We start from the raw sequence: 13,119 nt of genomic DNA, 5'->3' as shown, positions 1-13,119 counted from the left end.
AAGGAGAGAGAATATGACCCTGCAGGACCGTGCCGGGCAGGCCGTCCCGGACGCCGAGATCGAGCAGCTGCGCACCGTCATCCGCGGCAACGTCTTCGCACCGGAGGACGCCGGGTACGCCTCCGCCAAGCTGGTCTGGAATGGGTATTTCAACCGCCACCCTGGGCTGATCGTGCGGTGCGCGGGCGCCGCGGACGTGGTCTCGGCCGTGCAGTTCGCCACCCAGCACGATGTGCCGATCGCCGTCCGCAGCGGGGGGCACAGCTACCCCGGCCACTCATCGATCGACGACGGTCTCGTGATCGATCTGAGCCAGATGAAGGGCATCCGCATCGACCCGCAGCGGCGGGTGGCGATTGCTGAGCCCGGCCTGGTGCTGGCCGAGCTTGACGATGAGGCCTACCGGTTCGGTCTCTCGGTGACCGGCGGCCAGGTCTCCCACACCGGCATCGCCGGGCTGACCGTGGGCGGCGGCGTAGGCTGGCTCTGCCGCGCCCAGGGCCTCACCGTCGACAACCTGCTCGCCGCGGACGTCGTACTGGCGAACGGCGAGGTCCGGCGGGCCGGCCCGGACGATGACGCCGACCTGTACTGGGCCATCCGCGGAGGCGGTGGCAACTTCGGGATCGTGACCTCCTTTGAGTACCAGCTGCACCCGCAGGGCCCCTGCCGCACCGGCATCGTCGCCTACCGGCTCACCGACCACGCAGCCGTCGCCGCCGGACTTGCCGAGTTCACTGCGTCCGCCCCCGACCGGATGGGCCTGGCAGTGGCCTTCTTCAATCAGGAGGACGGCGAGACGCTGATCGCTATCCGCTACGTCGACACCGCCCCGGCCGAGGACACCGACGCACTCATCGACTCCCTGGCCGGCTTCGGCCCGGAGCCGGTGACGCGCACCAGTGAGACCATGACCTACCCCCAGGTGCAGCAGCTCCTGGACGCGGATGCGGTGCACCACCGCCGCTACTACACCCGCTCGTTCATGATTCCCAGTCTGACCGACGAGGCCCTCACCACCCTCGCCGAGGGCTTCCGCCGCCGCCCCTCGGAGCTGACCCTGGTGGGCACCATGCTGCTCGGCGGGAAGATGGCCCGAGTCGCCCCCGAGGACACGGCCTTCCCGCATCGCCAGGACGGCTACCTGGTGACCCTGCTGGCCGGGTGGACCGACCAGGAGGACGACACCGCCAACATCGCCTGGTGCCGCCACACCTACGACACCCTGCAGAAGTTCACCTCGGGTGCCGTGTACGTCAACGAGCTGGTCGACGAGGGTGAGCGGCGCATTAGGTCGGCCTACGGACCGCAGCACTACGAGCGGCTCGCACAGCTGAAGGGCAAGTACGACCCGGACAACGTGTTCCGCATGAACCAGAACATCAAGCCGGCCCTCGCCTGACAACGATGCCCTTGCCGGGCTGCCCCGAGCAGCACGCGGAGCCCCGGCCCACGGCGGAGGTGGTGGGGTGCATCGGCAACGCCTCACCCCTTCCGCCCCGGCGCTCCAGGCCGCCTTCTTTCGGCGGCACACCGGGCGCGCTCCCGGCGCTCTACCCCAACAATTCGACCTGGCCCACTCTCCTCAACGGTAGAGAGATCACCGCCGTGCACATCAGCCCGGCCTAGGAATCACTCGTGGCTCAGCCACCGGAGGTCCTTAAGCACCTGGCACCGCGGTCGTCGTCACCGACGCGGCAGGGATGTGGCCGAGCGTTACGCTCCCTCAGTCCAAGCAGTGCGGGCGGGTTCACCGCAGCGCACCCCTGCCACCTCCGGAACTCTGCGTCTGACGGTCGGGCTGAGGTGTGCCGACGTCACGACAGTGCAAGGGAGACCCTGAACTCGCCACTGTCGGCGGGCCTGGCGGCGCAGGTTCCTCCGGGTGCCGCCGCGCTCTCATCACCCACCTCCAGGAGGCCACAGAGTATGGACGCGCTAGCCACGGCAGCTTTTTTCGATGTCGATGGCACGTTGACCACTGCCACCAGCATGTTCCGGTTCCTGCAATACCGCATGGCCGCTGACGGCCTGCCACCGCACCGTTATGCGCAAGAGCGACGACGCCTACGGGCGATGACGGCTCTCGGTCTCTCCCGGACCGAGACCAACCGCGCTTACTTCACCAACTACCAGGGACTGCCGGCGGCCGAAGTGGAAGAGCTCGCCGAACAGTGGTTCGTCGCCGAACTCCGACTCGGCGGCTTCTTCCACCCCGCTGCCCTTGAATCCCTGCGGCGGCACGCCGCGAGCGGAGAGGTGACGGTCTTGGTGTCGGGATCGTTCCCCGCCTGCCTCACTCCGATCGCCCGCTATGTGGACGCAGACTTTGTGCTGTGTTCAGAGCCGGAGATCGTCGACGGCCGGTACACCGGACACATCGAACGGCCAATGATCGGTGAGGAAAAGGCAGCGGCCGTGCGGAAGCTGGCCGACCGGCACCGGATCGACCTGCACGCCCCCGCCGCTTACGGCGACCACGTCTCCGACCTGCCCCTGCTGCGCCTGGCCGGTGCCAGCGTGATCGTCGGCACTGACCCAGAGATGGCAAAGCATGCCCGTCACCACGGCTGGCGCAGCCTGCCAGCCGCCCCGGCCGCTCCCTCGCTCCCCCTGCCCTACACGCACTCTCCCCGCAGACTTCGCTCCCTCCACGCCTGACAACGCGCCTGGACCTGGCGCAGTGCACAGCCGCTGGCCCCGCCCAGCGCTCTCGATCCACCACCGCTCCGTAGCAAGCAGACCCTCTGACATGCGTGCCTGCGCTGCACCGCTTCGGCGGCCCCGAGGTCTTGGAAGTCATTGACCTGCCGATCGCCGATCCCGGCCTGGAGAGGTCCGTCTCAAGGTGGCCGCCGCGGCCGTCAACCCAACGGACGTGATGCTTCGTTCCGGGAGCTCGCAGCGCACCCGGCCGCAGTGGCCGGGCCCTCCATGCCCGGCATGGACGCCTCGGGCACCATCGACGCCGTCGGGCCAGGCAGCGACCTCATCCACGGAGATGCCGTCATGGCCCTGGTCAACCCCTTCCGCGCCGCGGGCGGCGCACAGGCCGAGTACATTGTCGTGCCCGTCGACCACGTCGCCCCCTGCCCCAAGGGGTGGAGCTACGCGCAGTCGCCGCGCTGCCGATGAACGCACCAAGAGGTCGTTTTCTCCTGTCTCATTGCAATAGACACGTTTTTTGAACTGCGAGAACGTGGTGCTGACGGGATCTGAGGCGCGGTTGGTTCTTGGGAGCCGGAGGGGGCGACGACGCCTGGGGGGCGAGGCGGCTTGCGCCTGTCTCATCCCAGGACGCCCGTTCCGCGGCCGCACTGCCACAGGGGCGGACGCATGCCTGGGCGCGCGCCCGCACCGGCGGTACGCCCCAGTCATGAGTGCACGACGCCCCTACCCGAGCGATCTGTCCGATGCCCGCTGGGAGCTGATCGAGCCTGTCCTGACGGCCTGGCGCTTCGAGCGCCGCGGCCGGGCCCTGGACATCGGGCGACCGCCCGAACACGACCTGCGCGAGATCATGAACGCGATCCTGTACGTCGACCGCACCGGCGTGCAGTGGCGCTACCTGCCGCACGACTTCCCACCCTGGGAAACCTTCCACGGCTACTTCGCCAAGTGGCAGAAGGACGGCGTCTTCGTCCAGTTCAACGGCCTGCTGCGGGACCTGGTTTGCCAGCAGCAGGGCCGGAACGCGGAACCATCGGCCGGCGTGATCGACGCGCAGAGCGTCAAGACCGCCACCAGCGTCCCCGCCAGGAGCCAGGGCACGGACGCGGGCAAGAAGACATCGCGGGCCGCAAGCCAAGCATCATCACCGACACGCTCGGCCTCCTGCTTGCGGTGCTGGTCACCGCGGCCAGCGTCCAGGACTCCACCGCCGGCACTCGGCTGCTCGACCAGGTCGCCGCCGACCACCCGGGCCTGCGCAAGGTCTGGGGCGACGGCGGCTACCGCAAGCACTTTGTCGAGCACGCCGCCGCCCTCGGCATCGATAGGGAAATCGTCGAACGCACCCCCGGGACCAGGGGATTCACCCCGATCCCGAAGCGGTGGACGGTCGAGCGCACCTACGGCTGGCCGATGCTGCGCCGCCGCCTGGTCCGCGACTGCGAAACCCTCCCGGCCCGCTCCGAAGCCCTGACCCACCCGGCCATGACCGACCTCATGGCCCGCCGCCTCACCGGCGAGAACACCATCTCCTGGCGCGCCCCGACATCACCGGATCACATACGCATCACGGGATGAAACAACGGGAGAAAACGACCTCTGAGTGCGGAGAAGTCGAACCCCGGATGGTCCGGCTCCAGGCCCAGGCAGTACTTCCAATCGACGGCACCGCAGGGCCTGAGCGGCCTGCCGGTCGGTCAGGTTCTCGGTGTGCTGCAGCACGGACGCCAACGTGAGCCTGGCCGGTGACAGCCCCTTTCTCCCGTCAGCCGGATACCAGTCCGCAAAATCCTCATCGACGAACAGTTCATCCGGCCGGGCCTGCGCTCACATCGCGGCCGTGCCTCGCGGATTGCTCGTCTCGGATGATGGATATCACCCGACTTGTTTGAACAGGGCAGACCGGCACCGCCCCGTGCCAAACGTCCTGCGCCCAGGGTCATGCTAGGCATACTCGCAGCATGACGCTGGGGCATTACCGGTACGTTGTCGTGCCGGACATGTGGTGGACCGGGTGCGCCCCGAAATGGTGCACTGTGGTCGGCTCAGGGCTCCGGGTGCCACGCGAGTCCGCTGGCGTCCCGCCGCACGCGGCCGAACACCACATCGGCGAAATGGGGTCCGAACCCGAGAGTGTTGGGCTGCTGCAATGCGTGCAAAAGCCGGCGACGATGGCTGGCCGAGATTCGCGGGTTCTGGTCCGGGGCAGCGGACCAGTGGGGGTAGCGCACTTGGATCGGCGAGTGCAGGGCGTCGCCGAAGGCGATGAGCCGCTGGCCGCCGGAAGTCAGTACGAAGGCGGCGTGTCCGGGTGTGTGCCCTGGGGTGAGGAGCACGCGCACTCCGGGGAAGATCTCTTCGTTCTGTGAGATGAGGCGTACTCGCGGCTCGAGTGCGGCCAGCATGGTGGTGGTGACGCCGTGTGCAGCAGCTTGGTCGCGATGTGCCCACTCGGGCTCTGTGAGCAGGTAGCTCGCTTGGTGGAAGGCCGGGTGCTCGCCGCCGGGCGCGGGGCTCCAAGCCCAGCCGATGTGGTCGAAATGCAGGTGGCTGATAGCCACTGCCTCGATTTCTTCCGGTGTGCGACCGAGCGCGGCCAGGCTCGTCAGCAACTGCCCACCGTAGACGCCTCCTATCAGGGGGTTCTTTGGGTCTGCCGGGATTTCATGCGGGCCGAAGCCTGCGTCGATCAGCAGCGCACGGTCTCCGAGTTCCACCAGGAGCCCGCCCACACTGGCAACCAGGTGTCCGGAGCTGTCGAGGTGTTCGGGGTGTGCAGCCCAGTGGTGTGCGGCGGAGTCGGGCAGCCAGGCAGGCTTGAGGTGGATGACGCCGTCGGGCACGTAGCTGATCCGGAACTCTCCCATGTGCAATGTGCGGGGCCGCGCGGAGCGGGCCCAGCGAGTTTCTGCGGTAGGCGGAGCGGACGGGTGCGAGGGGGGACGCTTCGGGGAGCTAGTCATGGTGAGCCTTCGGGTGGTCGGTTCGACTGCTGCTCTGCAGCGGTACACCACAATAAAGTTACAGTTCGTTTTATTCTAACTCGATCTAAGCGTGTCGTGCCCCGTATGCGAGCGAGCTTGCCCCTACCTTCCGGAGCCACCCAGATCGACGAGCGTTTCGGGGCGTTCGATGGCTTTGCTCATGTCATGGCGCGAGCCCTGGGGCCTGTTTCTGGTGTCTGGTGCAAGCCCCGGGATGCTGCCCCGGGGCTTGGGAACAGAGGCCGCGCCGCCGAGCTGGCGCGCACGCCGAGGCACACCTACGACGTCCTTGTGGCACTGGAGAAGGCGCCCCGCCGGGATCTCGCTGAGTCGTCGGCGCAGTGGTACGACAAAGGCAAAGTGATCACATGGCTGCGCGAGCACAACCACGACACGGCAGGTGTGCGGACCGGCGGCGGATTGGTTTGTCAGATCCAGGCGCGAACCCGTCCAGCGCCGCCGAGTAGGCCACGCCCCAACTGCTGGTCACACCCCCTGGACTCCCTCACCGCGATCACCGAACAGGCCCGCGCACTGCTCGCCGAACCGCGCTACGGCACCTACCCCAGCTGCCGGCCGGCCGCAGACCTTGTCGGCCCGCCCTGTCGTCGTACGGCCACTCCGGCCACGACCGGGTCGATGCCCCGGCCGGCGAACCGCCCGTCCCCGCGATGGCGTCAGCCGGAGATGAAGCCGATCCCTCAGCATCCGAGCCTGAACGAGCCGGGTTTCGTCGCCGTTGAGGTGACCGCCGCAGACGAACAGATGGCCGCGGCCGTCGCCCAGGCTGCGATGTGCTGGTTTGGTGTCGGTGGGTGGGTATAAGTGACGGCACGTCAGGGCTGAGTGTTTTCGATGGTCAGGTGTTGAGCAAGGGCGGGGTCACTGCCGTGGGGCGGTGTATGCCGGGGCGCGGCTGTCATGGGGCGGTACACCCCGCACCGCTCCGCTCCGCTGTCTTGAGAACGGCGCTTCTGATCCTTTCGAGGGCTGCGCGGCGGCACGGTGGTCCGTGCCGGTTGTGCGCGGGCGGAAGGGGCCGGGGCGGGGGGAGCCGGGCGTGTGGGGTGTGGTCACGGCGGGGCTTCGGGTGTCCAGGCCGGTGCTGGTTGCGCGGCTGCTGGTGCCGACTCGCGGCTCAGCGTCCGTGGGCTTCTCATCACGGTGTCCTGACGGCGGGGCCTTTGACGTGCGTATATGTCGGGCCGTGTGGCGCAGCGAGTGCGAGGTGCCCGGAACATGGATTGCAAAATCGCAGGTCACTTTCATGCGAGTCGGCAGGCAGATGGCTCAGGTCATCACAGCGGAGGGTTCGGATGGTCGGTCGTACGTACGCAGGGCGATGCAGCAGTTGAAGGCCCAGGGCCTGGCGGAGACGAACGGCAAGCACGGACGAGATTCGATCTGGAACCTGACCCCGGCGGGGTTGAAGGCTCTGGCCGAAGGCAACGAACTGCCGCCGCGCCCGAGGGCCGGTACCGGGGCCAGGACATCCGGGCCGGGTTCGGGCCGCACGGCATCGCGGTGACCGAGACGATCCTCGCCTACGGCGGCCGCCACCACCTGACCGGCTGGCAGGTGGAGGTCAACCACGCCATCAAAGCGATCGGCCTGAGCTTCAGCACCGACGCCGTCCTCACCCTGCCCACCGCCACCAGCGAAGTGCGCCTGTTCGAGGTCGACAACGGCACCATGACCCGCGCCCGCCTGGCGAAGGAGGTCTGGGACTACGAGCGCTACGCCGGCCCCCGCGCATGGGAAGGCGCCCGCAACACTGTCGGCCGCTCGTACGACTTCTGGGCCCGCCACCGCTACCCCCGCAGCCGCCACTTCCTGACCCTGCACGTCGTCCTGACCGGCCTGCCCGAACACCTCCTCCAGCGCCGCCTGGAAGCTCTCACCCGCGACGTCGACGGCATCACCATCGCGGTGCTCGCCACCACGCTCCCGCGCCTGCAGCGCGGCGAACCGTGGTACGAGCTCGCCGTCGACGACTACCACCGCCGGCTCACCCGCTACCCGCAGGGGTTCAACCGCTGACCGGGGCGGCCACACCGGGGCCGACGGGCCGGTCCACTGTCGTTCGGTGACCGGGATGAAGGACGCCCGCGTTGTCGGTGGGTGCTGGGAGCCTGGCCGGTATGGACAGGGACAGGGATGAGGAGCTGCTGCGCGGCCGGGTCTACGGCACGGACTTCGACGACCCGCCCGGGCCCGCGGCCGGGCCGGACGTACGCGGAGCTGGTGGGCGGGCCGCTGGATGGCCTGCTGCTCGATATCACCGGCTGGACGCCGCAGGAGATCGCCACCGGGGCCGCGCTGATGACGGAGATCGGACAGTTCGGCGCCGGCGGGCGGGCCCTGTACGAGCCCCGGCCGGGAGACGCGAGCCGGTGGGACTGGGACGGTGACATTCCCTGAAAACCGGTTTGCCGCCGGGAGAACGCAGCGGCTGCGACGTGGCTCCGTCCGGCGCACTTGGCGCTGAGCGGTGCGCAGCGGTACGTGTACCGGTATGGGCTTACGGCGAGTCCGATGGGCCGCGGTGGTGGAGCGAGCGCGGCAGATCGCGAACGGCTACGGGCCGGCGAACTGCACGCTGCGCCAGCTCCACTACCGGCTCGTCGCCGAGGGCATGATCGCGAATTCGCCGCCGATGTACCGCCGGCTGTCGGCGCGGTGCGCCGAGGCCCGGCGCCGGGGCGACTTCCCGGACCTGGTCGACACCCTGCGCGAGGTCCACGTCCCACCCGCCTGGCCGGACGCCGGAGCGTTCCTGCGGGAGGCGGTCGACCAGTTCGGCCTGGACCGTACGCAAGGCCAGCCGTGCGCGCTCTACCTCGCGGCCGAGAAGGACACGCTGCGCACGCTGATGACCAGCTGGGTCGGCGAGCTGGGCATCCCGGTGCTGGTGGTCCGCGGCTTCGGCTCCCAGTCCTACGTCGACGTCGTACGGACCCGCGCGGCCCACGACGAACGCGAACACCGGCTGCTGTTCGTCGGCGACTGCGATGCGTCGGGGGAGGACATCGAGCGCGACTTCGTTGCCCGCACCGGCTGCTGGTCCACGGTCGAACGTGTCGCCCTCACCTACGAGCAGGTCCTCGCCTACGGTCTGCCCCCGGCGGAGGGCAAACGCGGCGACCCGCGCTGGCCGGCCTTCGCCCGCCGTCACGGCCTCGACCCCGCCCACCCGGTGCAGTGGGAGGTCGAAGCCCTGGACCCGGACGAACTGCAGCGCCTGGTCCTCGCCGCCGTCGCACCCCACGTCGACCGCACGGTCCTGGCCCGCCGGATCGCGCACGAAGCCGAACAGCGGCGCGCCCTGCGGCGCTTCGCCCGAAGCTGGCCGGACGGCTCCCGCGCCCCTGCCGAGCAGGCGGAGAAAGTTGGGGCAGCCGAGCCCACGGTGACCTCTTCGGTGGTGCAGGGTCCCGCTGCGGTGGAGCGGTTCTGGACGGCGGAGTTGATGCGGGAGGCCGAGCCCTTGCCGATGCCGGAGTTCGATGAGGACGACGATGCGAGCGGTCCGGAGGCGTAGGCGGGCCGGGCTGGTGTCGTCACCGGTATCTGGACGCCGTTGGCCCGGGCCCGGTCCGGCGGCGCGGCGCCGTCCAGCCTCCGCCGCGTCCGCTGGCTGGGTCGGGCAGCGGGGGAGAGGACGTGCGCCGAGGGATGGGTGGGCCGGGCCGGATCGTCACCGGCATCTGGCCGCCGCCGGCCCGGGCCCGCCATACCTCGTTCGTTTTCCCCAGCAATGAGGCGGGCCGATCCTGCCCCGCCGCCCGTGCCGCCATGCATGGGCCGCCCTCCGGTTGTGCGGGGCAGGCGCCACGGCCGAAGGACGGGCGATTTAGGGCCAGAGATGTGGAGGAGTACGACGAGTCGTCGGCGCACTGGGGCGACGGCCCCCTGGTGAAGGTGACGCTGCCGGACGGGCAGACGGTCCGGGTCGTCGTCACCCGGCGTCGCCGTGACCGCTCGGGCACCTGGTGGTACACCTACCAGCTCACGCTGCCCGGCCGGGTGGACACCGCGCGCGGCCCGATCCAGCAGCCGCACGTCGTCGAGTTCAGCGCTCCGCATCCGATCGTGCAGCCCCTCGAGGGCCAGGACTACAGCGTCCTGGATCCGCCGCCGCCGGAGAAGCGCACCCGCTGGCGCGTCGATGTGACGCGGGACGGGCGGCGCCTGGTGCACCGCATGGACTGCGCCGCCGGATCGGAGGGCGGCAGCCTGGCCACCGACGCGGATGCCCTGCGGCTCCTGGCGCAGGGCCCGGAGGTGGCCACCACGTGCGCGATCTGCCAGCCGGAGGCGGTGCTGCGTACGCTGCCGACGCCTGCGGACGACTCGTTCTGAGAGCCAGGGGATGAGCGAGCCGGCCGCACCCTGCGGGCAGCGGCGGGTGCCTGGCCGTTGGGGTAGTGGCTGCGTCAGATCTGGTTCTCGCCGCCGTCGGCGTAGAGGTTGGCGCCGAGGATGAAGCTGCTCTGGTCGGAGGCGAGGAAGGCGACAACCGCGGCGATCTCCTCGGGGCGTGCCATCCGGCCCAGTGCGGTGTCCGCGGCGAGCTTGGCCCGGAGGTCGGCCGCGTTCTCTTGTCCGGCCAGGTTGGTGACCCCGGGGGTGTCAACCGGGCCCGGCGAGATGGCGTTGACCCGGACGCCGCGGCCCTTGAGCTCGTTGGCCCAGACCCGGGCGAAGGACCGTACGGCGGCCTTGGACGCTGCGTACAGGCCGAACCCCTCGGCGCCGTTGTCGGCGGCGGTGGAGGCGTTCAGGATGACCGAGGCGCCGTCGTTGAGCAGCGGCAGCGCCTTCTGCACGGTGAACAGGGTGCCCCGCACGTTGATGTCGAAGACGTGGGCGAGGTCTTCTTCGGTGATCTGCTCCAGTGGTACCAGTGAGGCGGTCGCGGCGTTCGCGAAGATCACGTCCAGGCCCCGGCCGCGGGCGCGGACCGCGTCGTACAGCCGGTCCAGGTCGGTCAGGTCGGAGATGTCTCCGGCCACCGCGGTGGCTCTCGACGCACCGATGGTCTCGACGGCCGCGTCGAGTTCGGCCTTGCGCCGGCCGGTGATGAACACGTGCGCGCCCTCGGCCGCCAGTCGTGCGGCGGTGGCCAGGCCGATCCCGGTGCCGCCGCCGGTGACGACCGCGGTCTTGTCCTTGAGGTACATGCTTTTGACCTCCAGAAACTTCAGTACTGATCGGTTTAGAACGCAACAGTAACAGGCTTCCGTATCGACCGGTACAGAACTAGTAGGGTGGGTGCATGGAAACGCAGCGACAGGCGCGGATCGGCCGGCCGAGGGGCTTTGACGCGGACGAGGCCCTCGAACGGGCCATGCGGGTCTTCTGGGAGAAGGGCTACGAAGGTGCCGGCCTCACCGACCTGACCGGTGCCATGGGCATCACCCGCACCAGCATGTACGCGGCCTTCGGCAACAAGGAGAATCTGTTCCGCAAGGCGCTGGAGCGCTACACCGAGGGCCCCGCCTCCTATGTGGCCCGTGCCCTGGAGGAGCCGACCGCCCGGCAGGTGGCCACCGCGTTCCTCAACGGCTCCGTGCGGGCCACCACTTGCCCCGGGTGCCCCGCCGGGTGCCTCGGTGTCCAGGCATCCCTCGCCGCCGGTGACACCGCGGGCCATGCCCGCGATGCCCTTGTCGCCTGGCGCAACGAGGGCACCGCGCGTCTGCGCGACCGGTTCCGGCGAGCCGTCACCGAAGGCGACCTGCCCGCCGACACCGATTCCGGACAACTTGCTCGCTACCTGATGACCGTCGCGAACGGCATCGCCGTCCAGGCCGCCAGTGGCGTTACCCGTGACGACCTGCGGCAGGTGGCCGACATGGCGCTGCGGAGCTGGCCGCCCGCCTGACCGGCTGCCGTCTTCGCCCGCGCCGCCCGCCTGGTGTTCGTGCTCGTGGTGCTGACGGCGGCGCCGAGGGCGCCCAGGACGACAGCCCACGGGAGAACCGTGAGTCCGCGTCGCCGGAAGGCGAGGCGGCCGATCCTGTGGAGCAGAGTGGCCGTGAGGTGTGCAACTTTCGCGCTCGGTCGGTCGTAGGGGATTGCTTGGTGCGGCCGCGTCCGGCCGTCGCCGGCGAAGGCGATGCCCACTGGTGTCCGCGGCCGTCATCCGGCCGGGCTGTCCGAGGGCTGGGGCTTGCCGAGCATCTGACAGATGGCCCCTTCGACGAGGGCCTTGTTGTTGGTGGCGGCCTTCTTCTCCTTGATGCCGAAGTTCGTGCTCGTCAGGACGGCAACGCTGCGCCGGCCGCTCGCGTCGGTGTAGATCTCGCTGGAGTAGCCGGGCAGGCCGCCGGTATGCCCCCAGACGGAGCCGCAGGTGGTATCCACCCGCATCAGCCCCAGTCCGTAGCCGCCGCCCTCCTCGGGAGCGTCGACCGTGGTGCGCATCTGCTCCAGCTGCGCCTTGGGCAGCAGTTCGCCGGAGATCAGCGCGGTCAGGAAGCGCTGCCAGTCGTGTGCGGTGGAGACCATGCCGCCGGCCGCCCAGGACCAGCTCGGGTCGATGGCAGAGGTGTCGATGTTGTCCCCGGAACGCTCAGGACCGGCGAATGCGACGCCTTCGGGCAGGTCAACGGTCCCGGAGAGGATGGCTTTCAGGCGCTCGGCGTCCGGCTCGTAGCCGGTCACGTGCTGCTGGCCGGTGTTCCAGCCGGCCTTCGTGGCGAGGTAGGAGTCCTTCATGCCGAGCGGCCCGGTGATCTTCTTCTTGATCAGCTCGGCCAGGCCGCTCCCGGTGGCCTTCTCGAGAATCAGTCCCAGCGCCTCGTAGTTGGCGTTGCTGTACGAGTACCTCGCGCCGGGCTCGGCCGGCGGGTCCTGTGCGGGCGTGATGGCGAGCAGCTGCTGCGGTGTCCAGGCGCGCTTGTCCTGACCGGTGAGGGAGGGCAGGAACTGCGGGGTCAGCAGGAAGTCGCCCAGGCCGCTGGTGTGGTTGAGCAGCATCCGTACGGTGATGTCCTCGCCGCCCTTGACCAGTCCGGGCAGCCACTGCTCCACCGTGTCCTCGAGGCCGATCCTCTGGTCGGCGACCTGTTGCAGGACGAGGGTGGCGGTGACCGTCTTGGTGTTGGAGCCGACCCGAAACCGGTCGCCGGCGGCGATGCGGTGGTCGTCCTTTGTCCAGGCGGCCTGCCGGGCGAGCTCGACGGGCTTGCCGTCGCCGGAGTCGACGCGGACGATGACGCCCAGGGAGCCGGTGTCCGCCGCCTTCTGCGCCAGGCCGGCCAGCCGCGCGGCGGCCGCTGTGCCGGCCGCGCTCCGTCCGGCCCCGTCCGACCCGGCATCCGAGCAGCTCACCAGCGCCGCGCCCAGGCAGGTCGCCAACGCCATGGCCAGCGCCCCCCGACGGATCCGGTGACGGCGCGACGGCGTGTATGAGGACATGACAAGTTCCCTTCGGCGTGACAGCTGCTGCGCGCGCAGA

General features: G+C 69.7%; 10 protein-coding genes and 4 pseudogenes. 10 read left to right on the top strand and 4 right to left on the bottom strand.

The genetic code is table 11. The features are described 5' to 3' along the window. Positions 1–13 precede the first annotated feature (13 nt). The 4 genes and pseudogenes from ACH4OW_RS37895 (at position 14) to ACH4OW_RS37880 (ending at position 4,248) form a co-directional block, all read left to right on the top strand. Positions 14–1,402 carry an FAD-binding oxidoreductase gene (locus ACH4OW_RS37895; RefSeq protein WP_398033247.1) on the top strand — a complete coding sequence of 463 codons (1,389 nt, stop codon included), beginning with the start codon at positions 14–16 and terminating at the stop codon, positions 1,400–1,402. Between the two features lie 527 nt (positions 1,403–1,929). Further along, a complete protein-coding gene (locus ACH4OW_RS37890; protein WP_398033244.1) occupies positions 1,930–2,661 on the top strand; it encodes an HAD family hydrolase in 732 nt (243 codons plus the stop codon). Between the two features lie 141 nt (positions 2,662–2,802). Continuing rightward, positions 2,803–3,135 (top strand): alcohol dehydrogenase catalytic domain-containing protein, encoded by a 333-nt coding sequence (locus tag ACH4OW_RS37885; RefSeq protein WP_398033242.1) that lies wholly within the window; start codon positions 2,803–2,805, stop codon positions 3,133–3,135. A 241-nt stretch (positions 3,136–3,376) separates the two neighbouring features. After that, a pseudogene (locus ACH4OW_RS37880) lies at positions 3,377–4,248 on the top strand (IS5 family transposase). A 23-nt stretch (positions 4,249–4,271) separates the two neighbouring features. Here the strand turns inward: ACH4OW_RS37880 and ACH4OW_RS37875 are convergent. Together ACH4OW_RS37875 and ACH4OW_RS37870 are read right to left on the bottom strand one after the other, a co-directional pair. Continuing rightward, positions 4,272–4,476, bottom strand: a pseudogene (locus tag ACH4OW_RS37875) (transposase); the annotation flags it as partial. Positions 4,477–4,715: 239 nt separating this feature from the next. Next, positions 4,716–5,537, bottom strand: a complete 822-nt coding sequence (locus tag ACH4OW_RS37870; protein WP_398033239.1) for an MBL fold metallo-hydrolase — start codon at positions 5,535–5,537, stop codon at positions 4,716–4,718. Between the two features lie 408 nt (positions 5,538–5,945). Between ACH4OW_RS37870 and ACH4OW_RS37865 the strand changes: the two genes are divergently transcribed. From ACH4OW_RS37865 to ACH4OW_RS37845, 5 genes and pseudogenes are all read left to right on the top strand, one after another. Further along, complete coding sequence (locus ACH4OW_RS37865) at positions 5,946–6,479, top strand: DUF6207 family protein (protein ID WP_398033236.1); 534 nt, start codon at positions 5,946–5,948, stop codon at positions 6,477–6,479. Positions 6,480–6,921: 442 nt separating this feature from the next. Continuing rightward, positions 6,922–7,694 (top strand): annotated as a pseudogene (locus ACH4OW_RS37860) (replication-relaxation family protein). A gap of 101 nt (positions 7,695–7,795) precedes the next feature. Beyond that, positions 7,796–8,075 (top strand): annotated as a pseudogene (locus ACH4OW_RS37855) (hypothetical protein). Between the two features lie 124 nt (positions 8,076–8,199). Continuing rightward, on the top strand, positions 8,200–9,195 hold the full coding sequence (locus ACH4OW_RS37850; protein ID WP_398033233.1) for a hypothetical protein: 996 nt from the start codon (positions 8,200–8,202) through the stop codon (positions 9,193–9,195). 326 nt (positions 9,196–9,521) lie between these two features. Then, positions 9,522–10,016, top strand: a complete 495-nt coding sequence (locus ACH4OW_RS37845; RefSeq protein ID WP_398033230.1) for a DUF6233 domain-containing protein — start codon at positions 9,522–9,524, stop codon at positions 10,014–10,016. A 74-nt stretch (positions 10,017–10,090) separates the two neighbouring features. On the opposite strand, the gene ACH4OW_RS37840 is transcribed toward ACH4OW_RS37845, so the two are convergent. Further along, entirely contained in the window at positions 10,091–10,837 is a 747-nt protein-coding gene (locus tag ACH4OW_RS37840) for an SDR family NAD(P)-dependent oxidoreductase (RefSeq protein WP_398033228.1), read from the bottom strand. Positions 10,838–10,932: 95 nt separating this feature from the next. On the opposite strand from ACH4OW_RS37840, the gene ACH4OW_RS37835 reads away from it, so the two are divergent. Further along, positions 10,933–11,541, top strand: coding sequence for a TetR/AcrR family transcriptional regulator (locus ACH4OW_RS37835; protein ID WP_398033226.1), 609 nt, complete (start codon positions 10,933–10,935; stop codon positions 11,539–11,541). Positions 11,542–11,798: 257 nt separating this feature from the next. Here the strand turns inward: ACH4OW_RS37835 and ACH4OW_RS37830 are convergent, their stop codons facing one another. Beyond that, a complete protein-coding gene (locus ACH4OW_RS37830; RefSeq protein WP_398033344.1) occupies positions 11,799–13,025 on the bottom strand; it encodes a serine hydrolase domain-containing protein in 1,227 nt (408 codons plus the stop codon). Between the last annotated feature and the right edge of the window lie 94 nt (positions 13,026–13,119).

Source organism: Streptomyces sp. NPDC017056, assembly GCF_044332485.1.
Taxonomy (GTDB): domain Bacteria; phylum Actinomycetota; class Actinomycetes; order Streptomycetales; family Streptomycetaceae; genus Streptomyces.
Note: the sequence above shows the minus strand (reverse complement) of the source record. Positions and strands in the feature narration are given on the sequence as shown.